The organism is Pseudochelatococcus sp. B33 (genome assembly GCF_053570585.1).
Map to the genome: position 1 here is coordinate 90,411 of NZ_JBSEFH010000007.1, position 23,153 is coordinate 113,563.

General features: G+C 68.0%; 21 protein-coding genes. 13 read left to right on the top strand and 8 right to left on the bottom strand.

Annotated elements, in window-relative coordinates; all coding sequences use genetic code 11:
• Window positions 1–256 precede the first annotated feature (256 nt).
• The 5 genes from ACUSIJ_RS09375 to ACUSIJ_RS09395 all read left to right on the top strand — a co-directional run bounded on the left by ACUSIJ_RS09375 (window position 257) and on the right by ACUSIJ_RS09395 (window position 7,301).
• Entirely contained in the window at window positions 257–1,444 is a 1,188-nt protein-coding gene (locus ACUSIJ_RS09375) for an MFS transporter (protein WP_449308277.1), read from the top strand.
• A 165-nt stretch (window positions 1,445–1,609) separates the two neighbouring features.
• Entirely contained in the window at window positions 1,610–4,714 is a 3,105-nt protein-coding gene (locus ACUSIJ_RS09380; RefSeq protein WP_449308123.1) for a DNA translocase FtsK 4TM domain-containing protein, read from the top strand.
• A 173-nt stretch (window positions 4,715–4,887) separates the two neighbouring features.
• Window positions 4,888–5,820: an outer-membrane lipoprotein carrier protein LolA gene (locus tag ACUSIJ_RS09385; protein WP_449308124.1), complete on the top strand. Its 933-nt coding sequence runs from the start codon at window positions 4,888–4,890 to the stop codon at window positions 5,818–5,820.
• Window positions 5,821–5,945: 125 nt separating this feature from the next.
• Complete coding sequence (gene xth, locus ACUSIJ_RS09390) at window positions 5,946–6,767, top strand: exodeoxyribonuclease III (protein WP_449308125.1); 822 nt, start codon at window positions 5,946–5,948, stop codon at window positions 6,765–6,767.
• 159 nt (window positions 6,768–6,926) lie between these two features.
• Window positions 6,927–7,301 (top strand): flagellar export protein FliJ, encoded by a 375-nt coding sequence (locus ACUSIJ_RS09395; protein WP_449308126.1) that lies wholly within the window; start codon window positions 6,927–6,929, stop codon window positions 7,299–7,301.
• Between the two features lie 10 nt (window positions 7,302–7,311).
• On the opposite strand, the gene ACUSIJ_RS09400 is transcribed toward ACUSIJ_RS09395, so the two are convergent.
• Genes ACUSIJ_RS09400 through ACUSIJ_RS09410 form a run of 3 tightly spaced genes read right to left on the bottom strand, consistent with a single transcriptional unit; the run spans window position 7,312 to window position 9,205 of the window.
• A complete protein-coding gene (locus tag ACUSIJ_RS09400; protein ID WP_449308127.1) occupies window positions 7,312–8,196 on the bottom strand; it encodes a metal ABC transporter permease in 885 nt (294 codons plus the stop codon).
• Complete coding sequence (gene aztA / locus ACUSIJ_RS09405; RefSeq protein ID WP_449308128.1) at window positions 8,196–9,074, bottom strand: zinc ABC transporter ATP-binding protein AztA; 879 nt, start codon at window positions 9,072–9,074, stop codon at window positions 8,196–8,198. The genes ACUSIJ_RS09400 and aztA overlap by 1 nt, the downstream gene beginning before the upstream one ends.
• 2 nt (window positions 9,075–9,076) lie before the next feature.
• On the bottom strand, window positions 9,077–9,205 hold the full coding sequence (locus ACUSIJ_RS09410) for a hypothetical protein (RefSeq protein WP_449308129.1): 129 nt from the start codon (window positions 9,203–9,205) through the stop codon (window positions 9,077–9,079).
• A 240-nt stretch (window positions 9,206–9,445) separates the two neighbouring features.
• Between ACUSIJ_RS09410 and ACUSIJ_RS09415 the strand changes: the two genes are divergently transcribed.
• From ACUSIJ_RS09415 to ACUSIJ_RS09435, 5 genes are all read left to right on the top strand, one after another.
• A complete protein-coding gene (locus ACUSIJ_RS09415; RefSeq protein ID WP_449308130.1) occupies window positions 9,446–10,099 on the top strand; it encodes a LysE family translocator in 654 nt (217 codons plus the stop codon).
• A gap of 97 nt (window positions 10,100–10,196) precedes the next feature.
• Window positions 10,197–11,456: a multidrug effflux MFS transporter gene (locus ACUSIJ_RS09420; RefSeq protein ID WP_449308131.1), complete on the top strand. Its 1,260-nt coding sequence runs from the start codon at window positions 10,197–10,199 to the stop codon at window positions 11,454–11,456.
• A 75-nt stretch (window positions 11,457–11,531) separates the two neighbouring features.
• Window positions 11,532–13,574, top strand: a complete 2,043-nt coding sequence (gene uvrC, locus ACUSIJ_RS09425) for an excinuclease ABC subunit UvrC (RefSeq protein ID WP_449308132.1) — start codon at window positions 11,532–11,534, stop codon at window positions 13,572–13,574.
• A gap of 69 nt (window positions 13,575–13,643) precedes the next feature.
• Window positions 13,644–14,360: a CDP-diacylglycerol--glycerol-3-phosphate 3-phosphatidyltransferase gene (gene pgsA, locus ACUSIJ_RS09430; RefSeq protein ID WP_449308133.1), complete on the top strand. Its 717-nt coding sequence runs from the start codon at window positions 13,644–13,646 to the stop codon at window positions 14,358–14,360.
• A gap of 139 nt (window positions 14,361–14,499) precedes the next feature.
• Entirely contained in the window at window positions 14,500–15,930 is a 1,431-nt protein-coding gene (locus ACUSIJ_RS09435; RefSeq protein WP_449308134.1) for an MATE family efflux transporter, read from the top strand.
• 57 nt (window positions 15,931–15,987) lie between these two features.
• Here ACUSIJ_RS09435 and ACUSIJ_RS09440 read toward each other — a convergent pair whose 3' ends face one another.
• On the bottom strand, window positions 15,988–16,875 hold the full coding sequence (locus tag ACUSIJ_RS09440) for a branched-chain amino acid aminotransferase (RefSeq protein ID WP_449308135.1): 888 nt from the start codon (window positions 16,873–16,875) through the stop codon (window positions 15,988–15,990).
• 350 nt (window positions 16,876–17,225) lie between these two features.
• Between ACUSIJ_RS09440 and ACUSIJ_RS09445 the strand changes: the two genes are divergently transcribed.
• Genes ACUSIJ_RS09445 through ACUSIJ_RS09455 form a run of 3 tightly spaced genes read left to right on the top strand, consistent with a single transcriptional unit; the run spans window position 17,226 to window position 19,894 of the window.
• On the top strand, window positions 17,226–17,705 hold the full coding sequence (locus tag ACUSIJ_RS09445; protein ID WP_449308136.1) for a MarR family winged helix-turn-helix transcriptional regulator: 480 nt from the start codon (window positions 17,226–17,228) through the stop codon (window positions 17,703–17,705).
• Window positions 17,702–18,481 carry a response regulator gene (locus tag ACUSIJ_RS09450; protein ID WP_449308137.1) on the top strand — a complete coding sequence of 260 codons (780 nt, stop codon included), beginning with the start codon at window positions 17,702–17,704 and terminating at the stop codon, window positions 18,479–18,481. Before ACUSIJ_RS09445 ends, ACUSIJ_RS09450 begins: the two co-directional genes overlap by 4 nt.
• 54 nt (window positions 18,482–18,535) lie before the next feature.
• Entirely contained in the window at window positions 18,536–19,894 is a 1,359-nt protein-coding gene (locus ACUSIJ_RS09455) for an ATP-binding protein (protein ID WP_449308278.1), read from the top strand.
• A 172-nt stretch (window positions 19,895–20,066) separates the two neighbouring features.
• On the opposite strand, the gene ACUSIJ_RS09460 is transcribed toward ACUSIJ_RS09455, so the two are convergent.
• The 4 genes from ACUSIJ_RS09460 to ACUSIJ_RS09475 form a co-directional block, all read right to left on the bottom strand.
• Window positions 20,067–20,303 carry a hypothetical protein gene (locus tag ACUSIJ_RS09460; RefSeq protein WP_449308138.1) on the bottom strand — a complete coding sequence of 79 codons (237 nt, stop codon included), beginning with the start codon at window positions 20,301–20,303 and terminating at the stop codon, window positions 20,067–20,069.
• Between the two features lie 503 nt (window positions 20,304–20,806).
• Complete coding sequence (gene proC / locus ACUSIJ_RS09465) at window positions 20,807–21,685, bottom strand: pyrroline-5-carboxylate reductase (protein WP_449308139.1); 879 nt, start codon at window positions 21,683–21,685, stop codon at window positions 20,807–20,809.
• A 16-nt stretch (window positions 21,686–21,701) separates the two neighbouring features.
• Window positions 21,702–22,208: a YbjN domain-containing protein gene (locus tag ACUSIJ_RS09470; RefSeq protein ID WP_449308140.1), complete on the bottom strand. Its 507-nt coding sequence runs from the start codon at window positions 22,206–22,208 to the stop codon at window positions 21,702–21,704.
• A gap of 532 nt (window positions 22,209–22,740) precedes the next feature.
• Window positions 22,741–23,049, bottom strand: coding sequence for an accessory factor UbiK family protein (locus tag ACUSIJ_RS09475; RefSeq protein ID WP_449308141.1), 309 nt, complete (start codon window positions 23,047–23,049; stop codon window positions 22,741–22,743).
• Between the last annotated feature and the right edge of the window lie 104 nt (window positions 23,050–23,153).

Sequence of the window (23,153 nt, forward strand, 5' to 3'; positions counted from 1 at the left end):
GATCATGTTAAATAACGAACCATCCGGAGCCGCGGCCATCGTCGCGGTGCCGAAATATATGCCGTCACGACAAAATTCGGTCGATGACCGCCGATACGGACGGCGGCGATCGATCGAGGAACGCGGGCGATGCAACGTCCCGTCTTTTCAGGAGGAGCGTCAGGTGTCCATCAAGGTCAGTGAAGCGTTGGCCGAGGCGCATGCGGCCGATGGTCCCCAGGCGGCCGGCGGACCGCCCGCCGAGGCGACCGCCTTCATGGTGATTGCGGCGATCAGCGTCTGCCACATGCTCAACGACATCATGCAGGCGCTGTTCACCTCGATGTATCCGATCTTCAAGGACGAGTTCAGCCTCAACTTCATTCAGATCGGCATCCTGACGCTCGCGTTCCAGTGCACTGCCTCGCTGCTGCAACCGCTCGTGGGCATGTATACCGACAAGCACCCCATGCCCTATTCGCTGCCGGTCGGCATGGCCTTCACCTTCTGCGGCCTGCTGCTGCTCGCGGTGGCGCACGACTACCCGCTGCTCGTGCTCGCGGCATGCCTCATCGGCATCGGCTCGTCGGTGTTCCATCCCGAAGCGTCGCGCGTGGCGCGGCTGGCGGCGGGTGCGCGCCCCGGCCTGTCGCAGTCGCTGTTCCAGGTCGGCGGCAATTTCGGCACGGCGGTGGGGCCGCTGCTCGCGGCGTTCATCGTGCTGCCGCGCGGCCAGGGGAGCGTGGGGTGGTTCTCGCTCGTGGCGCTCGTCGCCATGGTGATCCTCTCGCGCGTCAGCATCTGGTACGGCAGCTACCGCAGGGCGCAGGCCGGGCGGCCGAAGCCCGCGCGGCAGCACCATCTGCCGCGCCGCACCGTGGTCGTCGGCATCGTCGTGCTGTGCCTGCTGACGTTCTCCAAGAACGTCTACATGGCGAGCATCTCCAGCTACTACATGTTCTACCTGATCGAGACGTTCGACGTGTCCGTGCGCGACGCGCAGCTCTTCCTGTTCCTGTTCCTCGGCGCGGCCGCGGCGGGGACGGTGATCGGCGGGCCGATCGGCGACCGCTTCGGCCGCAAGCTGGTGCTGTGGGTGTCGGTGCTCGGCGCGCTGCCGTTCTCGCTCCTGCTGCCGTTCGCCGACCTGTTCTGGACGGCCGTGCTGTCGGTGCTCATCGGCGGCATCATCGCGTCGTCGTTTCCGGCGATCGTCATCTTCGCGCAGGAGCTGGTGCCGGGCAAGGTCGGCATGATCTCCGGCCTGTTCTTCGGGCTCGCCTTCGGCATGGGCGGCCTGGGGGCTGCGGTTCTCGGCGCGGTGGCGGACGTCCGCGGGATCGCGTTCGTCTATCAGATCTGCGCCTTCCTGCCGGCCATCGGCCTGCTGGTGGTGTTTTTGCCGGACATCCGACAAAAACGTCTGCGCATCGTCGGTGGTGTCGGATCTGCGGCCGAAAAATGACGCGCCGTCGAAATTAATGACGGCGACGCATGACGTTAACCATGGAAGCGGCACTTGAGTTAATCCCGGCTTAACCGGGCGATCGGTAATGTAGGGCGAATCATGCGGCGGCGTGGTTTCGCGCCTTGCCTTCTCCGACCGACAACGAGCCGATCTGCCCCAAACATGCGAACGATTCGACGGAATTCGTCCCACGCCGATGACATCCCGGATGCGCTGCGCCGATTCGTCTTGCAACGGGCGGTCGAACTGACGGGCTTCCTGCTGCTGGCGCTGGTGATAGCCGCGGTGCTGGCGCTGATGACGTGGTCGGTGTCCGACCCCAGCCTCACCCACGCGACCGAGGGCCGCGTCGCCAATCTGCTCGGCACGCCGGGAGCCGTTTTCGCCGATCTGACGATGCAGATCTTCGGCCTCGGATCGGTGGCGCTGCTGCTGCCCTGCGCGGTGTGGGCGATCCGGCTCATCGGCCGGCGTCCGCTGCCGCGCCTCGTGCTGCGGCTCGGGCTGTGGCTCGTCGGCACGGGTGCGGCGGCGGCGGTGGCGAGCGCGCTGCCGGGCACCGAGCGCTGGCCGCTGCCGTCGGGTCTCGGCGGCGTCGTCGGCGATGCGCTGCTGTTCGGCGGCAGGGGACTGATCGGCGAGGGCGGCATCGGCGGCCTGATCGTCGGTCTGTGCTATGCGGGGACCGCCATTCTGGCGCTTTCCGCCGCGTCGGGCTTCGGCCTGTCGGCGCCGCCCGCCCATGCCGGGGAGGACGACGAGGACGATCTGCCTTTCTCCGGCTCCGAGGATCACGACGAGCCCGGCTGGGGCATCGTTTCGCTCGGCGCGGTGGTGCATGGGCTCATGATGCTCAAGGCCTCGATCGCGCGCCGCTTCCGCAGGCCGGAAACGGACTATGCCGCCGCGTCGCCGCGCGTCGCCCGCGAGCCCGCCTTCGGCGACGGCTTGACCGATCACCTGGCCGCTCCCTTGGCCGCTCCCTTGGCCGCTCATCCGGCCGCTCACCCTTCCGGCCGTGTGAGCGCGCCGCCGCGTGCGCCGATGCCCGCCCCGCAGCCGGCGGACATTCCGCCGGAGGTGGCGGCGTTCGCGCCCGCGCGCGAGCGTCCCGTGCAGATCCATCTGCCGCGCGAGCCGCTGGTGCAGCCGGCGACATCGGCGGCTGTCGCGGCGGACGAGGTGGTGCCGCTCTGGCGCAGGCCGTTCCAGCTGCCGCCCAACGTCCGCTTCACGCGCAGTACCGACCGCGAGCTCGCTGCGCGGCACAGGGGCGCGGGCGACGGCGGCGCGGTGGACGGCGACGGGCCCGATTTCCTGCCCGCTGAGGCGTTCTCCCACGAGCACGGGCAGCCGGCGCACGTCGATGACGATTTTCCCGATGATGACATCGCGTTCGACCAGGACATGCATCAGCTCGCGGACCAGCCGGCGATCGACAGCGACGATGCGGACTGGGCGCACGACGTCCAGTTCTTCACCGCCGGCGAAGCGGACGCCCCGGCTGCCGACGACGGGCGCGATCTTCCCGGCATGTCCGAGGCGGTGGCGCTGCCCGAGGCTGCGCCGGTCCTGCTGCGCCACGCCCGCCGGCCGCCTGCGCTCGCGCCGTCCAATGACGACGATCCGCGTCTGCCCCGCCCCGCCCCGGCTGCGCCCGCCCGGCCGGCTGCGCCTGCCCCCGTGCCCGCCACGACGACCACGCGGCGCGTGCCGCAGGCCGCCCCCCGGACGCCGTCGCGCTATGAAATGCCGCCGCTCGCGGTGCTGGCGCTGCCGAGCGGCCCGCGCGACACGATCTCCGAAGACGCGCTCGAACAGAACGCCGCCCTGCTGGAGAGCACGCTGGAGGATTTCGGCGTGCGCGGCGACATCATCCACGTGCGCCCCGGCCCGGTGGTGACGCTCTACGAACTCGAACCCGCTCCCGGCACGAAGTCGTCGCGGGTGATCTCGCTCGCCGACGACATCGCCCGCTCGATGAGCGCCGTGTCGGCGCGCGTCGCCGTGGTGCCCGGCCGCAACGCCATCGGCATCGAGCTGCCGAACGCCAAGCGCGAGACGGTCTATCTGCGCGAATTGCTCGCGTCGGAGGAATTCCAGCGCTCCAAGTTCAAGCTGGCGCTGTGCCTCGGCAAGACGATCGGCGGCGAACCGGTGATCGCGGATCTCGCGCGCATGCCGCATCTGCTGGTGGCGGGCACGACGGGTTCGGGCAAGTCGGTTGCCATCAACACCATGATCATGTCGCTGCTCTACCGGCTGAAGCCGGAGGAATGCCGGCTGATCATGGTCGACCCCAAGATGCTCGAACTGTCGATCTACGACGGCATCCCGCACCTGCTGTCGCCCGTCGTCACCGATCCCAAGAAGGCGGTCGTGGCGCTGAAATGGGCCGTGCGCGAGATGGAGGAGCGCTACAAGAAGATGTCGAAGCTGTCGGTGCGCAACATCGACGGCTTCAACGCCCGCGTGCGCGACGCCAAGGCCAGGGGCGAGGTCATCACCCGCACCGTGCAGACCGGCTTCGACCGCGACACCGGCGAAGCGATCTACGAGGACGAGGTCATGGACCTCGATCCGCTGCCCTACATCGTCATCGTTGTCGACGAGATGGCCGACCTGATGATGGTCGCCGGCAAGGAGATCGAGGGCACCATCCAGCGCCTCGCCCAGATGGCGCGCGCGGCCGGCATCCACGTCATCCTGGCGACGCAGCGCCCCTCGGTGGACGTCATCACCGGCACCATCAAGGCGAACTTCCCCACCCGCATCTCGTTCCAGGTCACGTCGAAGATCGACAGCCGCACCATTCTCGGCGAGCAGGGGGCGGAGCAGCTGCTCGGCCAGGGCGACATGCTCTACATGGCCGGCGGCGGCCGCCTGACGCGCGTGCACGGCCCCTTCGTGTCCGACGACGAGGTGGAGAAGATCGTCGCCCATCTCAAGACGCAGGGCCGCCCGCAATACCTCGAAGCCGTCACGGCGGACGAGGACGCCATGCCCGAGGGCGACGGCGGCGCGGTGTTCGACAACACCGCACAGGGGGCCGCCGGCGGCAACGACCTCTACGAGCAGGCCATCGCCATCGTGCTGCGCGACAAGAAGGCCTCCACCTCCTACATCCAGCGCCGGCTCCAGATCGGTTACAACCGCGCCGCCTCCATCATGGAGCGCATGGAGCTCGAGGGCATCGTGGGACCGGCGAATCACGCCGGCAAGCGCGAGATCCTGGTCGGCGGGGAGGACCACGCGGAGCATGGATGACCGGGGCGCTTCGCGCCTTTGGACCGAGACGGGCACGCGCTTGTGAGGTGAGATAGTCCTTGCAATCGCCGACCTGCTTTCGCCATATCAGCCATGTTGGATGACGTCAGCCGCAATGGTTTGGCAGACGGGAGCGGGTGACGGCGATGAAGCGTGTCAGGCGGGGGAGTGGGATGATGCGGACGCTCGTTGTCGCGTCCGTGGCGGTGCTGTCGATGTCGTCCGGCCACATCTCGCCCGCCCATGCGCAGGATCCGCTGACCCGTTTCCTCGACGGTATCTTCGGCCAGCAATCCGGTCCCCGGCAGTCGCCCTCCCGGCAGCCTGCACCCGTGCAGCCCGCTCCCGCCGAGGCTCCGCCGCCACCCCCCGCGCGCGGCGCGGCGCCCCAGCGCGGCGCGCCTGCCCCGCTTCCGGTGGGCCAGCCCGCGCCTCAGGCGCAGCCCGCCCAGCCGGTGCAGGCGAGAGTCCATCCGCTGCCGCCGCCCCGCCCGCCGGGGATCGGCGGGGCTGCCGTCGCGCAGGTTGCCGCTGTTCCCGCCACAGCCCCGGCCGCCGAGCCCGTGCAGGTGGCGCAGCCGGCGCGCGCACCGCAGCCGGCCGCGATGCCGCGCAACGCCAGCGAGGCGGTCGCGCGGGTGAACGCCTATCTCAACGGCATCAACACGCTGACCGCCCGTTTCGTGCAGACGGGGGCCGATCGTCAGAAGGTCGGCGGCACGCTCTATGTCCAGCGTCCCGGGCGGCTGCGCTTCGCCTACGATCCGCCGAGCACGCTGGAGATCGTCGCCGACGGGCGGTCGGTGGCGGTGCGTGATTCGCGGCTGCGCACCAACGATGTCTATTCGATCGGCCAGACGCCGCTCAAGTTCCTGCTGCGGGACAACGTCGACCTGGCCCGTGACGTGCGCGTGCGCAACGTGGACATCGATCCCGGCGGCCTGATTGCCCTCAGCCTGGAGGACAGCGCGACGCTGGGCGGCACGTCGCGGGTGACGCTGCATTTCGACGCGCGCGCCAACGTGCTGCGCGGCTGGGCGATCGTCGATCCCCAGGGGTACGAAACGACCATCGCGCTGTCCGGCGTCGAGGTCGCCCGGCGGTGATCGCCGGGTGGCGTGGCGGGGGCCGGCGGCCGGTCGATGGCGAATGCGGGTTGTGTCGGCCGTGAAGCCGATGCAAGCTCGCCTCACCCGTCCCTTTCGCTCCTCCGAACCCCGCAGGGCCAGCCGTGCCGTTCACTCTCACAACCTGGAACATCAACTCCGTCCGCCTGCGCCTCGATCAGGTGATCCGGTTTCTGGCCGAGAACGAGCCGGATGTCCTGTGCCTGCAGGAAACCAAGTGTCCCAACGACCAGTTTCCCTCCGCCGCGTTCAAGGCGCTCGGCTACCAGTACGTGGCGCTCAACGGCCAGAAGGGGTATCACGGCGTCGCCACCATCTCGCGCATTCCCTTCCATGAGACGCAGGCGCTGCGCTTTTGCGACAAGGACGATTCGCGCCACATCACGGTCGAACTCGCCGGCACCGGTGCATCGAGCGGCCCCAAGGGCGTGCTCATCCACAATTTCTATGTTCCCGCTGGCGGCGACATTCCCGACCCGGCGCTCAATCCGCGTTTCGCGCACAAGCTGGCGTTCCTCGACGAACTCATGGCGTGGAACGAGGCCTTGCGCCCGGCCGGGCGTGCGAGCCTTCTCGTCGGCGATCTCAATATCGCCCCCTACGAGACGGACGTCTGGAACCACAAGGCGCTGCTCGGCGTCGTCAGCCACACGCCGGTTGAGACCGAGCGCCTCGAAGCCTTCCGCCGCGCCACCGGCTATGTCGACGCGGTGCGCACGCTCAGGCCCGAGCCCGAGAAGGTCTTCACGTGGTGGAGCTACCGTTCGCCCGACTGGGCGGCGGCGGACAAGGGGCGGCGGCTCGATCACGTATGGCTCGCGCCCGACATCGCCCCGGCGCTGGAGAGCGCCGCCGTCTCGCGCGATGCGCGCGGCTGGGAACGCCCTTCGGACCACGCACCCGTGACGGTACGCCTCGGCCTGTGACGGTGCGCACGCGGCAAGGGGATAAGTCCCTATATCTGCGCCAATAATGGCGTTGTGCGCCGCTTTTGGTAAGGAAGGATCAACCTGTATCCGCAAAGATAGACCCGGAAACAGCCCCCGGCCGGAGAGCCGGCGGGGTCGACGGGAGCACTATCGGCGATGAAACCTCGCAGCGGCATCATTCAGTTGAAGACCTTCCACGTTCAGGAAAAGCGTCGGCGCGTCGCCCAGATCGAGACGATGATCGCGGACTTCCGGCGCATGGCGGAGGACCTCGACAAGGAGATCGTCCACGAAGAAAAGCGCTCGGGCATTTCAGACGTCAGCCATTTCGCCTATCCCACCTACGCCAAGGCGGCCGCGCAACGGCGCGACAACCTGCTGCAATCGGCCGATGATCTGAAGCTGCAGCTCAACGACGCGCTCGCGGATCTCGACGAGGCGCTGTCCGAACTGCGCCGGGCGGAGGCGCTCGACGACCGTGAGTCCGTGCGCGAGCAGCCGGCGCTGCGCCCGGCCGGCGCGCCCGCATGACAGCCCCGGTTCAGCCGGTGCGGTGACGCAGCACGATGAGAGACGCGGCGAGGCTGTCGAAGCGCCCCGCCAGAACGGACAGAATATAGAGCCCGCCCGCCGCCAGGATGATGGCGGAAGAGGCGGGCGCGCTCCAGTGGTATGACGCGAGAAGGCCGGCGACGCTCGCGAGCACGCCGAAGAGGACGGCGATCAGCATCTGCCCCGCCACGTTCTGCGACCAGAAGCGCGCCGCGACCGCAGGCAGCATGATCAGGCCCACCACCATCAGTGTGCCGAGTGCCTGGAAGCCGCCGACGAGGTTGAACACCACGAGCGCGATGAAGCTTACATGGACGATCGATCCGAGCCCCACCGGTCCGAAGCCCCCGACCGCGCGCAGGAAACCGGGATCGAGGCATTCGACGATCAGCGGCCGGTAGATGACCGCGAGCACGATCAGCGTCACGCTGCTGATCGAGACGATGAGCAGCAGCGCCGCGTCGTCGAGCGCCAGCACCGAGCCGAACAGCACGTGCAGCAGATCGACGCTGGAGCCGCGCATCGACACGATGAGCACGCCGAGGCCAAGCGATATCAGGTAGAAGGCGGCGAAGCTCGCGTCTTCCCTGAGCGGCGTGGCGCGCGAGACGAGGCCCGCGAGCACCGCGACCGCCAGACCGGTGGCGACGCCGCCGACCGTCATCGCGACGAGCGACAGCCCGGCGACGAGAAAGCCGATGGCCGCGCCCGGCAGGATGGCGTGCGCCAGCGCATCGCCCATCAGGCTCATGCGCCGCAGCACCAGCAGCACGCCGAGCGGGCAGCCGCCAAGCGACAGCGCCAGACAGCCGGCGAGCGCGCGGCGCATGAAACCGTAGTCGTTGAACGGCGCGATGAGCCAGTCGTACAGCATCACGCCGCCTGATGATCGCAGACCGGCGCGTCGTCGTCGAAGCCCTCGCACATGCGCCGCGCCGAGAGCAGGTTCGCGCCGGTCAGCACCTCGCCCGTGTCGCCCCACGCCACCGGCGAGCGGGCGAGCAGGAGCACCTGCGGGAAGTGCTCGCGCACGAGGTCGATGTCGTGCAGCACGGCGATGACGGTGCGGTTCTCGCCGTGCCAGTGCTTGACCACATCGATGAGATCGGCGGTGGTCTTCATGTCGAGCGCGGTGAAGGGCTCGTCGAGCAGCAGCAGCCGCGCGTCCTGCAGCAGCATGCGCGCGAACAGCGCCCGCTGGAACTGGCCGCCGGAAAGCGTGCTCACGGGCCGGTGCGCGAGGCCCGACAGGCCGACGGTGGCGATGGCCTCCCCGACGCGGTCGAGCTCGTTCCTGCCGATGCGCCCGAACGCGCCGCAGCGCCGCCACAGCCCCATGGCGACGAGGTCGAGCACGGCAATCGGGAACGCGCGGTCGACCTCGCTGATCTGCGGCAGATAGGCGATGTCGCGCCGGTCGATGCCGGAAATGTCGATGCGCCCCGTCGCCGGCCGCAGGGCTCCCATGATCGCCTTGAGCAGCGTCGACTTGCCGGCCCCGTTCGGGCCGACGACGGCCGTCAGCGATCCGGGCGAGAACTCGCCCGACAGATGATGCACGGCCGGGTGGCGGCGATAGGCGACGGTGAGGTTCTCCAGCCGGATGGCGGGCGCGGCGCCGTCCGCGACGCGCGGCGCAGAGCGGGCGCGCGCGCCGTCGTCATGCCCGTGCCGGTGAGGCGCATGGCCGTGGCCGTGCGGGTGGTCGTGCCCGTGTAGGCCGGATACGTAGGCCCGGGATTCGTCCGCCATGATCAGATCCAGCCCATGGCCCAAAGGGCAACGCCCCAGAGAGCCGCCGCCGCCAGAACCGCCGCCGCCAGCCGTTCGATGGCCGCGCGGCGCAGAACGGACACGCCTTCCCTCTCGATCCCGCCAGACAATGGAGCCTCACATACATCGATCCACAATGAATGATGTTATAGTGTAACGAACAGAAATAGCAACCGTCCAGACGGTAACCGCAACTGCGAGCCCCACTTCGAGCCGGGACGCCTTGCCCTTCTTGCATGGAACCCATTCAATGTGCCGCCTATCGCGGAGAGGGGGTATCTGGTAACGTTTCGGATGAAACGGCCGGCGGAAACGTTGCGGCCGCATATAATCATTCAGGGACGATCCCGGTGTTTCTACCCGAACTTCTGACCCTTGCCGGTGTGATGCTGCTGGCCTGCATCAGCCCCGGACCGGACTTCATCGCGGTGACCTCCCATGCACTCAACGGGCGGCGCGCGGGTCTCGGCGCGGCTGTCGGCGTCACCGGTGCTTGCGGCGTGTGGTCCACGCTCGCCGTGTTCGGCCTCGGCGTGGTGCTGGCGCGGATGGCATGGGGCTATGAACTGCTGCGCCTCGTCGGCGCGGCCTATCTCGTCTATCTCGGCGTGCGCATGCTCTACGGCATGCGCAAGGTGGGGAAGGCGGACGAAGGGGCGCAGCAGCCGGCGCCCGCCACACTGACGCGGCCGGGAGCGATCGGCACGATGGCCTTCCTGCCTTCGGTGCGCAGGGGCTTCCTGGTCGGCATGACGAACCCGAAGTCGATGGCCTTTTTCGGCAGTCTGTTCGTCACCATCCTGCCCGTCGGCGCGCCGGCGTGGGTCTATGCCACGACGGTCGCGGTGGTGATCGCGGTCGCGCTCGGCTGGTTCTCGACGCTCGCCGTGATATTTTCGTCGTCTGGCGTGCGCATGGTGTATGCGCGGCTGCGCCGGCCGTTCGATGCCGTGATGGGGGCGGCGTTGATCGGTCTCGGCGTCAAGCTCGCGGTCAGTCGCTGACGCCTTCCGGGCCGGGAGGCGTTGCTTTCACGACAGGTCTGTAACCCTCTCATGGAGGGCGCGGCGCGCGCCTTCCCTTTCAGGATCGTGCCCCATCATGACAACGACAGCGACCGCGTCCAGCCCCGTCGACCCTGCTCCGGGTTTCGTCGAGTTCGTGGCGCTCATCGCGCTGATGATGTCGATCATCGCCCTGTCCATCGACAACCTGCTGCCCGCCTTCGTGCCCATCCAGCAGGAGTTCCGGCTGCTGAACGCCAACGACGTCCAATACGTCATCTCGAGCTACATGCTCGGCTTCGCCGTGAGCCAGCTGTTCTACGGGCCGCTGTCGGATTCGGTGGGGCGGCGGCCGGCGATGCTGCTCGGCATGTCGATCTACCTCTTCGGCACCCTGATGGCGCTTCTCGCTTCCAGCTTCGAGATCCTGCTGCTGGCACGCGCCGTGCAGGGCGTCGGCGGCGCTTCATCGCGGGTGCTGGTGATGACCATCGTGCGCGACCGCTACAAGGGCGAGGACATGGCGCGGGTGATGTCCTTCGTCATGATGGTGTTCATCATCGGCCCGGTGATCGCGCCCGGCAGCGGCGCGCTGATCCTGCTCCTCGGCTCGTGGCGGCTGATCTTCGTCAGCATGCTGGTGCTCGGGGTGACGATCGGGGGGTGGTTCCTGCTGCGCATGCCGGAGACGCTGCGGCCCGAATACCGCACGCGGCCCTCGGTGCGCGCCGTATGGAGCAACCTGCGCGAATGCGTGACCAACCGGATCACGCTGGGCTACACATTGGCCACGAGCCTGATCCTCGGCGCGCTGATCGGCTACGTCACGTCCTCGCAGCAGATATTCGAGACCGATGTCTACGCGCTGGGCGGGTGGTTCTCGGTGGTGTTCGGCGTCGTCGCCGCCGTGATGGGGGTCGCCGCCTTCGTCAACGCCCGGCTGGTGCGGCGGGTCGGCCTGGAGCGCCTGGCGTGGTGGGGCACGCTGGCCTTCGCCGGCGCCGCGCTCGTGCTGGCGGTCGTGACGCTGGCCTGGGAGCTGGCGGGGGGCGGGCCGCCGCCGCTTGCGGTCTTCGTCGGGCTGCTGGCGCTGCTGCACTTCATCTTCAGCCTGACGGTGCCCAATTTCAACGCCCTCGCCATGCGGCCGATGGGCCGGATCGCGGGCACGGCCTCCTCCTTCGTCGGCGCGGCGACGACGGCGCTCAGCACCCTGTTCGGCGTGGCGATCGGGCAGCTCTACGACGGCACCGTGCTGCCGCTCGCACTGGGCTATCTCGTGCTGGGCTTCGCCGCCATCGGCATGGTCGCGTGGACCGAGGCCGGACGCACCCCGGATGCGGACGAAGCCGGCTGATGCAATCGCCGGCGGAAGGTCTTACATAGGGGACTATCCGTCGAATCGACGGACCGGACCTTTCACAATCAAGTAATGACAGACGCCGACGACACGTCCCGAGACGCCACCGCCGCCGAGCCGCAGACGGACGGCGCGGACAGGAACACCGACAACGACCTGTGGGCCGAGGATGAGGGCGCGCGGGATCAGACGCCGGCCTCGCTGCGCGCCGGGGCCGAGGTGATTCGCCGTTTCTGGAAGACCCTGCCGCATCTGCCCGGCGTCTATCGCATGATCGACGCGCAGGGCCACGTGCTCTATGTCGGCAAGGCGCTGGACCTGAAGAAGCGCGTCGCGTCCTATGTGCGCGGCATCGGCCACGGCGGCCATCGCACCATGCGGATGATCGCCGAGACGGCGGCGATGGAGTTCATCACCACCGACACCGAAACCGCGGCCCTGCTGCTGGAAGCCAACCTGATCAAGCAGTTGCGCCCGCGCTACAACGTGCTGCTGCGCGACGACAAGTCGTTTCCCTATATCCTGCTGACGGGGGACCACCCCGCGCCGCAGCTCGTCAAGCATCGCGGTGCGCGGGTGCGCAAGGGGCGCTACTTCGGCCCCTTCGCCGACGGCGGCGCGGTCAACCGCACGGTCAACGCGCTGCAGCGGGCGTTCCTGCTGCGCACCTGCAGCGACAGCTACTACGAGAACCGCACGCGCCCGTGCCTGCTCTACCAGATCAAGCGCTGCGCCGGTCCCTGCACGGGCGAGATATCAATCGAGGATTACGCCCAGCTCGTCGCCGAGGCGGCGGACTTTCTTTCAGGGCGCTCGACCACCGTGAAGCGCCGGCTGGCGCAGGAGATGCAGGAGGCGGCGGAGGCGCTCGAATACGAGCGCGCGGCGCGCTATCGCGACAGGCTCGCGGCGCTCTCCGCCGTGCAGGGCACGCAGAACATCAACCCGCAGAGCGTGGAGGAGGCGGACGTCTTCGCCATTGCCGCCGACGCCGGCATGTTCTGTGTGCAGGTGTTCTTCTTCCGCAACAGCCAGAACTGGGGCAACCGCTCCTATTTCCCGCGCGCCGACCGCAACCTGCCGGAGGAGGAGGTGCTCTCGGCCTTTCTGGCCCAGTTCTACGAGGACAAGCCCTGCCCGCGCCTCGTGCTGGTGTCCCACAAGCCGACCGAGCACGATCTGTTGCAGGACGCGCTGTCGGCCCACGCCGGCCACCGGGTGGAGGTCGCGGTGCCGAAGCGGGGCGAGAAGCATACGCTCGTCGCCCATGCCCTGCGCAATGCGCAGGAGGCGCTGGCGCGCAAGCTCACCGAGACCGCCTCGCAGGACAAGCTGCTCGGCGCGGTGGCGCAGGCGTTCGGCCTCCAGCGCGCGCCGCGGCGCATCGAGGTCTACGACAACTCGCACATCATGGGCACGAACGCGGTGGGCGCGATGATCGTTGCCGGGCGAGACGGTTTCATGAAGACGCACTACCGCACCTTCAACATCCGCTCGACCGACATCGCCCCCGGCGACGACTTCGGCATGATGCGCGAGGTGCTGCAGCGCCGCTTCACCCGCCTCGTGAAGGAGGGCGCGCGCCCGGCGCACGAGGCGGCCGGCGAAGCCGCCGGGGAGGCGGTCGACGGGGACGAGGGCGACGAGGCGCCGTTCCCGTCCTGGCCCGACCTGCTGCTGATCGACGGCGGGCAGGGACAGGTGGGGGCGGCGCGCGCAGCACTGGCGGAACTCGGCGTCACCGACGTGCCGGTCGTCGGCGTCGCCAAGGGCCTCGACCGCGACGCGGGGCGCGAGACGTTTTTTGTGGAGGGCCGCGCCCCCTTCCGCTTGCCGCCGCGCGACGCGACGCTCTACTATATCGAGCGGTTGCGCGACGAGGCGCACCGGTTCGCGATCGGCACGCATCGGGCCCGGCGCAAGCGGGAATTCACGAAAAGCCCGCTCGACGAGATCCCCGGAATCGGGCCGGCGCGCAAGCGGGCGCTGCTGCTGCACTTCGGCACCGCCAAGGCGGTGTCGCAGGCGTCGCTGGAAGATCTGCGCAGTGCGCCGGGAATCAATGCGGCGACGGCCGGAATGGTCTATAGGTTCTTCCATGACCGAGACGGTTGAGACACCAGCGCGCGATGCCCGGGGCTTCCGGCGGGCGTCAGGGTGCTGACTTCATCTGGTGGATCAGGCATGACGACGACCCCTCCGAACGTTTCCGCCGGCGCGCCGGGCGCTGCCCGGGGAAGTTCCAAAGCCAAATCCGGCCGCAAGTCCGGTCGTCTGTCAGGGCCGTTCAGCCTGCCCAACCTGCTCACCTACGGGCGCATCGCCGCCGTGCCGGCGCTGGTGGTGTGCCTGTTCTGGCCCAGGGAGCTGGAGATGCGCTGGGCGGCGCTGGTGATTTTCGCGCTCGCCGCCATCACCGACTATCTCGACGGCTATCTGGCGCGCGCCTGGTCGCAGCAGTCGGCGCTCGGGCGCATGCTCGATCCGATCGCCGACAAGCTGCTGGTGGCCGCATCCCTCCTGATGCTGGTGGCGGACGGCACCATCAGGAGCTGGTCGCTGTGGGCGGCGATCATCATCCTGTGTCGCGAGATACTGGTGTCGGGCCTCAGGGAATTCCTGGCCGAACTGCGCGTCAGCGTGCCCGTCACCAGGGTGGCGAAGTGGAAGACGGCGGTGCAGCTCGTGGCGCTTGCCTTCCTGATCGCAGGCCAGGCGGGCGAGGCGGTGCTGCCGGGCACGCACAGGATCGGCATCGGCCTCTTGTGGATCGCGGCCCTGCTGACGCTCTACACGGGCTGGGACTACCTCACCCACGGTATCAGCCACATCCTGGCGCAGGACGAATCGGGCCGGCGCGAATCAGCCAAGGACGAAGCGGACGGGCAGCCGCAGGCGTAGGACCCGGCCCCGGTCGAAGGCCGGCGGCGCCGATATAACGCGACAATGCATAGGGCGGTTCTGCGTGCGGCGCGCGCGCAGCACGCATGCGCGCGCCGTCTTTGTGTCTGCCCATATTTTAGGCTATTGACGAGCCATCATGGCGAACACGCAGGCGCTGGCGGGCGCCGATACCCGCTCTGGTCGCGGTTATGACTTGTGGCGGCGCGAGCTGCGCGCCACGCTGGCGCTCGGGTGGCCGCTGGCGATGAGCACGCTTGCCCAGATGGCGGTCATGATCACCGACGTCATCTTCATCGGCCGGCTCGGCTCGCAGGCGCTCGCCGCGGCGACGCTCGCCACCAACCTGTACCATCTGGTGATGCTGTTCTGCCTCGGGCTGCTGATGGCCGCCCCGCCCATGATCGCGCGCGAGCTGGGGCGCAACCGCTTCGCGGTCGGCGAGGTGCGGCGCACGGTTCGGCAGGGGCTGTGGTCGGCCGTCATCGTCTTCATCCCCTGCGCCGTTCTGTTGTGGAACGGCGAACGGATGCTGCTGCTGATCGGCGAGCCGGCGGATCTCTCGGCAATGGCCGGCGGCTACCTGCGCGCCTTCCTGTGGGGGCTGCTGCCGTTCCTGGCGTTTCTGGTGCTGCGCTCGTTCGTGTCGGCGCTGGAGCGCCCGCAATGGACGCTCGTGGCGGCGCTCTTCGGCATCGTGTTCAACATCGTGGGCAACTGGCTGCTGGTGTTCGGCAATCTCGGCTTCCCGCGGCTGGAGCTCGTCGGATCCGGCATCGCCAGCGCCGCCGCCAACGGGCTGGTGTTCATCGTGCTGGCGGTCGTCGTGGTGTGCGACCGGCGTTTCCGGCGCTACCGTCTGTTCGGCCGCTTCTGGCAGGCCGACTGGCCGCGCCTTGCTGCGTTCTGGCGGCTGGGGCTGCCGATCGCGGTGGCCTCCACCCTCGAAGTGAGCGTCTTCAACGCCGCCGCCTTCATGATGGGCTGGATCGGCGAGGCGGAACTCGCGGCCCATGCCATCGCGTTGCAGCTCATCGGCGTGGCGTTCATGCTGCTGGTGGGGCTCTCCCAGGCGGTGACGGTGCGCGTCGGCCGGGCGTTCGGCGCCGGCGACACGGACGGCGTGGCGCGTGCCGGGTGGGTCGGGTTCGGCATCGGCATGACGGTGATGGCCATCTCGGGGCTGACGATGACGTTCATGCCCGAGACGCTGGCGAGCATCTTTCTCGATACGCGCGACCCCGCCAACGCGCGGGCGGTTCAGCTCGCGGTGACCTTCCTGGCGCTGGCGGCGCTGTTCCAGCTCGCCGACGGGGCGCAGCTTCTCGGCATCGCGGCGCTGCGCGGGCTGCACGATACGCGCGCGCCCATGATCTACGGCGTCATCGGCTACTGGCTCATCGGCCTGCCGCTCAGCGTCTGGCTGGCGTTCGGCGCGGGGCTCGGCGGCGCCGGCATCTGGACCGGGCTCACCATCGGCCTCTGCGTCGTCGCGGTGCTGATGCTGGCACGCTGGATGCGGCGCAAGCAACTGGGACTGCTGGCCGAGGCGGGGCGCGCTCATGCCTGAAAAAACCCGCGCCGGCGGCCGGCGCGGGTTGAACTCGGGCGGCGCGCGGCGGCTGCGTTACGCCGCGGCCTGCTTGCCGTGAACGAGGTTTTCGTAGTCGGAGAGCAGCATGTTGGTGATCTCGCCCGGCGTGAACGTGTGCGGGCCGATCTCCGACACCGGGGTGACCTCCGCCGCCGTGCCGGTGACGAAGCTCTCGGTGAAGTCGGGCAGCTCGTCCGGCAGGATCTCGCGCTCGACGACCTTGATGCCGCGCTTCCTCGCCAGCTCGATCACCGTCTGGCGGGTGATGCCGTTGAGGATGCCTTCGGGCGTCGGCGTGTGCAGCTCGCCGTTCTTGACGAAGAAGATGTTCGCGCCCGTGGCCTCGGCCACGCGGCCCTTCCAGTCGAGGAACAGCGCGTCCGAATAGCCTTCGCGCTCCGCCTCGTGCTTGGAGATGGTGGCGATCGAATAGAGCGCCGCCGCCTTCGCCCTCGCGGGGGCCGTATCCGGGTCGGGGCGCCGGTAGCGGGCGAAGGCGAGGCGGATGCCCCTCAGCCGCTCCTCGCGGGTGAAGTAGCTCGGCCACACCCAGGCGGCGATGGCGAGATGAATGGTGTTCTTCTGCGCCGACACGCCGAGCGCCTCCGCGCCGCGCCACGCGACCGGGCGGATGTAGGCGTCGACGAGGCCGTTCTCCCTCAGGACGAGCGCCTTGGCCGCGTCGATCTCCTCGACGGTGTAGGGGATATCGAAATCGAGCTCGCGGGCGGATGCGATGAGCCGCTCGCTGTGCTGGCGCGACTTGAAGATGACGCCGTCATAGGCGCGTTCGCCCTCGAAAACGGCCGACGCATAATGCAGGCCGTGGGTGAGAATCGGGATGTTCGCCTCCTCGCGTGGCACGAGCTTGCCATCGAACCAGATGACTTCCTTCTTCTTTTCTTGCGGTGTGACCGACATGAATCTACTCCGAAATCTTCTCCGAAAAGCCTCGCTTGGACGGTTCGGGAATCAGGGTGCGGACCGCGGCAGTCGTTGGCGGCGACGCATATCGCCGGGCGAGGGCCACTCCGTATTATTTCCTTTCGCGGAAACCACTTGACGGGTAACAATCTTCCTGAAATATGTCAATAAGGCTGACATAAATCATTTTGTGCAGTCTCCACGATACCCTCCATTCGTAGCATGACTGCACATATTCCGATCAGACGCAATCCGGGGAATGCCTTGTGAATACAGCCATTGCGCCAGGCCGGGTGCCCGCACCGGGTCAAACCGCCGGTTCCGATAATGGCGGGGAGGTGCCCGACATGCAGGTGGGCAACGATATCGTCGAGCTGCTGTTCTTCGCCTATCGCGACTTCGTCGGCGACGCGGACCGGCTGCTGACCCAGTTCGGCTTCGGCCGCGCGCATCACCGGGTGCTGCATTTCGTCGAGCGCCAGCCTGGCATGACGATCGCGGAGATGCTCGACATTCTTGGCATCACCAAGCAAAGTCTCAACCCGATCCTGAAGGATCTTGTCGAGAAAGGCTACATCGTGCAACGTACCGGGACGGTGGACCGGCGCCAGCGGCTGCTCTACCCGACGGAGAAGGGGCGGGCGCTGTCGCTCGCTCTCACCGCGCCGCAGCTCGGGCGCATCTCGCGCGCCCTCGACGGTCTGGAGCCCGACGTGAAGGACAAGGTGACTGCGTTTCTGTTCGCGATGATCGATGCCGACGACAGGGACCACGTCGCCCGCATCGTCTGGAAGGCGACGGAGGACGACGGGGATCGGCAGCTATGACGGTTTCCGGCACGGTTGCGGATGAGGCGGGGCGCGCGCCGGCGAAGGAATCGCTGGCCGACGATGCGCCGCACGTTCTCGTTGTCGACGACGACCGGAGGCTGCGCTCGCTGCTGTCGCGCTTCCTGAACGAGAACGGCTACCGGGTCACGGTGGCCGCCAATGCGGCCGCGGCGGAGACCACGCTCGGGTCGCTGATCTTCGACGCCCTCGTGCTCGACGTGATGATGCCGGGCGAGAACGGCTTCGACTTCGCCCGCCGCTGGCGGCGGAAGTCGGCCGTGCCGATCCTGATGCTCACGGCACGCAGCGACAGCGCGGACAGGGTCACGGGCCTCGAGATCGGCGCCGACGATTATCTCGGCAAGCCGTTCGAGCCGCGCGAGCTCCTGCTGCGGCTCGCCAACATCATCAAGCGCGGCGCGGGCGGCGAGGCGCCGGGGCCGATCCGCGCCACGCCGGAGGCCATCCGCTTCGGCGGCTTCATCTTCCGCTTCGATCGGGGGGAACTGCGCCAGGGCGACGAGATCGTGCGCATCACCGAGCGCGAGCGCGAGATCCTGACCATTCTCGGCCAGGCGGCCGGCGGGCAGGTGGCGCGCGAGGATCTCGTTGGCCAGGGCGCGGTCGCGGCGGGCGCGGGCGCCCTGGCCAACGACCGCAACGTCGACGTGCAGATCAACCGCCTGCGGCGCAAGATCGAGCGCGATCCGGCCAATCCGGTCTATCTGCAGACGGTGCGGGGCGTCGGCTATCGCCTGCTGATCGACGGATAGGCCACGGGGGACAGGGTGATGAGCAGCCCCGGCATGACCGGCCGCAAGCCGGGAATGGCCCTGAGAATCTGGGATGCGCTGGCGGGCGGGCCGCGCCGCCTGTCCGGGTGGCTCGGCGAGGTGATGCCCAAGGGGCTTTTCGTCCGCTCGCTGATCATCATCATCGCGCCGATCGTCATTCTGCAGTCGGTGGTCGCCTATGTGTTCATGGAGCGCCACTGGCAGCTCGTGACGCGCCGCCTGTCGTCGGCGGTGAGCGCCGATGTCGCCGCGCTCATTGATATCTACGAGCTCTATCCGCAGTCCCCGGGCGCGACCGATCTCGTGCGCATCGCGCAGGAGCGGCTTGGCCTCGACGTCGAGTTCATGCCCGGCACCGAGCTGCCGCCGCCGGGCCCCAAACCCTTCTTCTCCATCCTCGACGAGGTGCTGTCGGACGAGATCCGCCGGCAGGTCGCGCGCCCGTTCTGGATCGACACCGTGGGGCGCTCCAACGTGATCGAGATCCGGATATTGCTCGACGAGGTGGTGATGCGGGTGTTCGCGCGCCGCAGTCTGGCCTATGCGTCGAACTCGCATATCTTCCTCATCTGGATGCTGGGGACGTCGCTGGTGCTGGTGACGATCGCGGTGCTGTTCCAGCTCAACCAGATCCGGCCGATCCTGCGGCTTGCCGACGCGGCGGAGGCCTTCGGCATGGGGCGCGACGTCGATTTCCGGCCGCGCGGCGCGCGCGAGGTGCGCCGGGCGGGCCGCGCCTTCCTCGAAATGAAGCGGCGCATCGAGCGCGCCATCGAGCAGCGCACCACCATGCTGAACGGGGTCAGCCACGACCTGCGCACCATCCTGACCCGCTTCAAGCTGTCGCTGTCGCTGATGCCGGACAGCCCCGACGTGCAGGACCTGCGCAAGGACGTGGACGAGATGGGGCACATGCTCGAGGCCTATCTCGCCTTCGCGCGGGGCGACGCGGGCGAGCAGGCCGTGCCCACCGACATCCGGGCCATGCTGGAGACGCTGCGCGCCGATCATGCGCGCCAGGGGCATGCGCTGTCTGTGAGCGTGTTGGGCGACATGACGGTGACCGTGCGGCCGTTCGCCTTCCAGCGTCTCGTCGGCAATCTCGTCGCCAACGCCGCCCGCTACGGCGAGAAGGTGACCATCACCGTCACGCGGATGCCGCGCTGGCTGACGATCGCCGTCGAGGACGACGGGCCGGGCATTGCATCCGAATCGCGGGAGGACGCGTTCAAGCCGTTCGTACGGCTCGATTCGGCGCGCAACGTCGACGATGGCGGCACGGGCCTCGGCCTCGCCATCGCCCGCGACATCGCCCGCTCGCACGGCGGCGAGATCGAGCTGTCCGACAGCCCCCTCGGCGGCCTGAAGGCGACGATCCGCGTGCCGGTGTGATGCACGACAACCGGACGGTGCGGCGGCGCGGGTTCGATGATCCGCCCGCCCCGCCGACTATTAACCGAAAAGTGCGCACACTTCGGAAGAATTTGATGCGTTAACAAATGGATAGAGCTGCGGCCCGATTCATGTTCCATGTCCGTAGCTCTAACCATTCAGGGACGGGCTCTCAGGAACGGATTCGAGCGGCCAGTTCCGCGCTCAGGGAGTTGAGAATGGCGTTGAGAATGTCGATGTTGGCATCGATCAGCAGTGGAATGCCGCCGGCGTGGTCCTTGCCGCTTGCCTCTCCGATTCCAAGATAGGCGTGAAGCAGATTCGCGAGACTTCTCAGGCGAAGCGCAGTGTTGCCGAGATCGTCGAGAATCTCGCACGGCGTGTCGTGCACGGCGTGTCGTAACGGCACGAAACAATAGTAGCCATGGGTGTCTCCATTATTGCCTTTCAGGGCAATTCCCTGCGGCCGGTGCAGGAGCCGGGAGCTGAAAGCCGCTGATGGAACGGCGAGAGGTGGCCTTTAGGCTCGCGCCCTGGACATGCGCTACATCCTCCCGGCCGCGAGAATAGCGACCGAGCCCGGGGAGGCCGGACATGAAGATGCACCGCTCCGGCGCAGATTGAAACAATCGGCGCGCAAACCAGATGTTGGTGTTTGCCGCTCTTTTCCTTCGCACTGGCCTTGGCGGCGCGTACCACCATCATCACGGAGCTTTCAGGCTCCAGGAAGGTACGTAAATTTGGCCATGCCTTTACGCAAGCGCAATTCCTGCTTTTTCCTCAGGGACTTGGGATCGATTGACCGGAGCGCCGCCCCCCAGGAGCGACGGCCGGGAGCCGAGAATCGTGCTGGACCGCAATACGGCCTTCAGGCGCGCGCCCCGGATATGCGCCACATCCGGCCGGCGTGTCTTACTCCGCCAGTTCCTCCGCCCGGCGCTTCGCGGCCGCGACGGCGCGGGTGACGATCGGGCCGATGCCGTCCTCGCCGCCGAGCACGTCGAGCGCCGCCGCCGTGGTCCCGCCCTTCGAGGTCACGGCCTCGCGCAGCGCGGCGGCGGACAGCGGGGAGGTGTCGAGCAGCGCGCCCGCGCCCGTCACTGTGGCCCGTGCCAGCCGCTCGGCGAGGTCGGCGGGAAGGCCGGCCGCGACGCCGGCCTCGGCGAGCACCTCGACGAGATAGAACACATAGGCCGGCCCCGAACCCGAGACCCCGGTCAGCGCATCGATGAGATGCTCGTCGGTAAGCCATTCGACCGCGCCCGCCCCCGCGAGCAGGGCCGTCGCGGTGGCGCGCTGGGCATTGCTCGCCCGCGCCGATGCGGCCACGCCGGTGACGCCCCGCCCGATAGAGGCGGGCAGGTTCGGCATGGCGCGCACGATGGCGTGCGCCGCGGGGAAATGGCGGGCGAGGCCGTCGATGGTCTTGCCGGCGAGGATCGACAGCACCAGCGTGCCGGGCCCGACCAGCGGGCGGAGCGCCGGCGCCGCCTCGTCGAGCGCCTGCGGCTTGATCGCCAGCACCAGCACTTCGGGCTGCGCGATATCGGCGAGATCGGTATTGAGCGCGATGCCGCGCTCGGCCGCCAGCCGCTCGATGTCCTCCGACGGGTGCGGATCGAGGATCGTCACGTTGACGGGATTGAGCCCCGCTTTCAGCCAGCCGCCGAGCAGCGCCGCGCCCATCTTGCCGGCTCCCGTCAGCACCAGCGAGGACGGGAGCGCGGGATCGGGGCCGGAGCCATCGACGATATCGGCGAACCGCTGCACCGTCTGCGCACCCGTGGGCATGATCGTGTCTCCGTGTTCAGGCCTCGCCCTCGGTCTCGAAGAGGACGCTTTCCAGCGCCTCCTGAGCGGACTTGCCGGCCCATAGCACGAACTGGAACGCCTGATAATAGCGCTCGCAGGTGTCGATGGCGACCTGCAGCATGATTTCGCACTGGTTACGGGTCGGCTCGATGCCGCCCGACAGCAGCAGGGAGTGGCGGAACATCACCACGTGCTCACGCGTCCACAGGTCGAAATGACCGACCCAGAGCTGCTCGTTGACCAGAGATATCAGCTTCAGCATCTCGGGGCGCTGGCGGTCCTGCACCTTGAGGTCAAAGGCGCAGGCGAGGTGGAGCGTCTCCATGTCCTCGATCCAGGTGAAGGCGATATGATAATCCGCCCATCCGCCGGTGATCGACACCGACATCTCGTTGTCGTCGACGCGGTCGAACGTCCAGTCGTTCATGGACGCGTAGCGCTCGACGACATCCAGCGGATGTTCGTCCCGCTCGGGGACGATTTCAAAGTCGAGATGAGTCATATCGATCCCTCTCCGGTTTCTCGGCCCGTGACGGGCCAAAAAAACGACGCGCGCACGCCGGAATGGCGTGCGCGACCAACTAGGCTTGCCAATGGGCTTGCGACGTGAAAAACGACGTCTGTTGCCCTGTCCTGCCGCCAGGGCGCTTCCCGGTTGTACCCCAATCTGCTCATATGCATCCGATCCTGTTTGCAGGACGTGCCGCAGGTGTACATCCACGGGCAACCGACCTCGTGATCGAAGCGGCCGCCGACGAAGCGCATTGCACCCAATGCACCACCATGGTCAAAGATTCGCATCGTGCCCACAATGGGCATTGAGCCTGTTTCCACACCAGTCTTTGGCATGACCGATGACAATAAGTCGGCAAATGTGCACAATCAATACACACGATCGATTCTCTGGTCATGCTGCGGGCGGGCGGTAGCGGCGTTCCGCCACTTGCACCGCCGCCCCCGCGCAAGGAAGCGCCATCGCGATCGCCGCCCGGATTTTCCGTCCGGAGGCGACAGCCGTGTTCTGTGACAGCGGATTATGAAGAAGGGGTGGCGTCCGGGCTGTCTGCGTCAGAATGCCGCACTTCCCCTGTGTCCGCCGCGATGCGTGCCTCGAGCGCCGCGATTCGCGCCAGGAGGCGCTCGTTCTCGTCGCGGGCCTTGAGGGCGATCTCGCGCACGGCCTCGAATTCCTCGCGGGAGACGACATCGAGGGAGCGCAGCACACGCTCGGCCTGAACGCGCGCGGCCGTCTCCACCTCGCGCCGGGCCCCTTCGGCAAGGCCCGCGGCGTCGGTGATCAGGCGTGCAACGTCGTCGAAAAGGCGACCGCTCGTCTGTGTCATGTCATTCTCCCTGCTTGCTCGGGTCCCATTATGCCGTTTCGTATAGCAGAAACGGATCTGCTACCATATCGGAAGCGCTTGCGTCTTATGCCAGTGCCGTTGCG

Coding starts and splice junctions, on each gene's coding strand:
- pgsA (WP_449308133.1), top strand. CDS start 13,644: ATGACGACGACCCCTCCGAACGTTTCCGCCGGCGCGCCGGGCGCTGCC.
- ACUSIJ_RS09450 (WP_449308137.1), top strand. CDS start 17,702: ATGACGGTTTCCGGCACGGTTGCGGATGAGGCGGGGCGCGCGCCGGCG.
- ACUSIJ_RS09400 (WP_449308127.1), bottom strand. CDS start 8,196: ATGCTGTACGACTGGCTCATCGCGCCGTTCAACGACTACGGTTTCATG.
- aztA (WP_449308128.1), bottom strand. CDS start 9,074: ATGGCGGACGAATCCCGGGCCTACGTATCCGGCCTACACGGGCACGAC.
- ACUSIJ_RS09445 (WP_449308136.1), top strand. CDS start 17,226: ATGCAGGTGGGCAACGATATCGTCGAGCTGCTGTTCTTCGCCTATCGC.
- uvrC (WP_449308132.1), top strand. CDS start 11,532: ATGACAGACGCCGACGACACGTCCCGAGACGCCACCGCCGCCGAGCCG.
- ACUSIJ_RS09475 (WP_449308141.1), bottom strand. CDS start 23,049: ATGACACAGACGAGCGGTCGCCTTTTCGACGACGTTGCACGCCTGATC.
- proC (WP_449308139.1), bottom strand. CDS start 21,685: ATGCCCACGGGTGCGCAGACGGTGCAGCGGTTCGCCGATATCGTCGAT.
- ACUSIJ_RS09470 (WP_449308140.1), bottom strand. CDS start 22,208: ATGACTCATCTCGACTTTGAAATCGTCCCCGAGCGGGACGAACATCCG.
- ACUSIJ_RS09420 (WP_449308131.1), top strand. CDS start 10,197: ATGACAACGACAGCGACCGCGTCCAGCCCCGTCGACCCTGCTCCGGGT.
- ACUSIJ_RS09435 (WP_449308134.1), top strand. CDS start 14,500: ATGGCGAACACGCAGGCGCTGGCGGGCGCCGATACCCGCTCTGGTCGC.
- ACUSIJ_RS09395 (WP_449308126.1), top strand. CDS start 6,927: ATGAAACCTCGCAGCGGCATCATTCAGTTGAAGACCTTCCACGTTCAG.
- ACUSIJ_RS09385 (WP_449308124.1), top strand. CDS start 4,888: ATGATGCGGACGCTCGTTGTCGCGTCCGTGGCGGTGCTGTCGATGTCG.
- ACUSIJ_RS09440 (WP_449308135.1), bottom strand. CDS start 16,875: ATGTCGGTCACACCGCAAGAAAAGAAGAAGGAAGTCATCTGGTTCGAT.
- ACUSIJ_RS09380 (WP_449308123.1), top strand. CDS start 1,610: ATGCGAACGATTCGACGGAATTCGTCCCACGCCGATGACATCCCGGAT.
- ACUSIJ_RS09375 (WP_449308277.1), top strand. CDS start 257: ATGGTGATTGCGGCGATCAGCGTCTGCCACATGCTCAACGACATCATG.
- ACUSIJ_RS09455 (WP_449308278.1), top strand. CDS start 18,536: ATGGCCCTGAGAATCTGGGATGCGCTGGCGGGCGGGCCGCGCCGCCTG.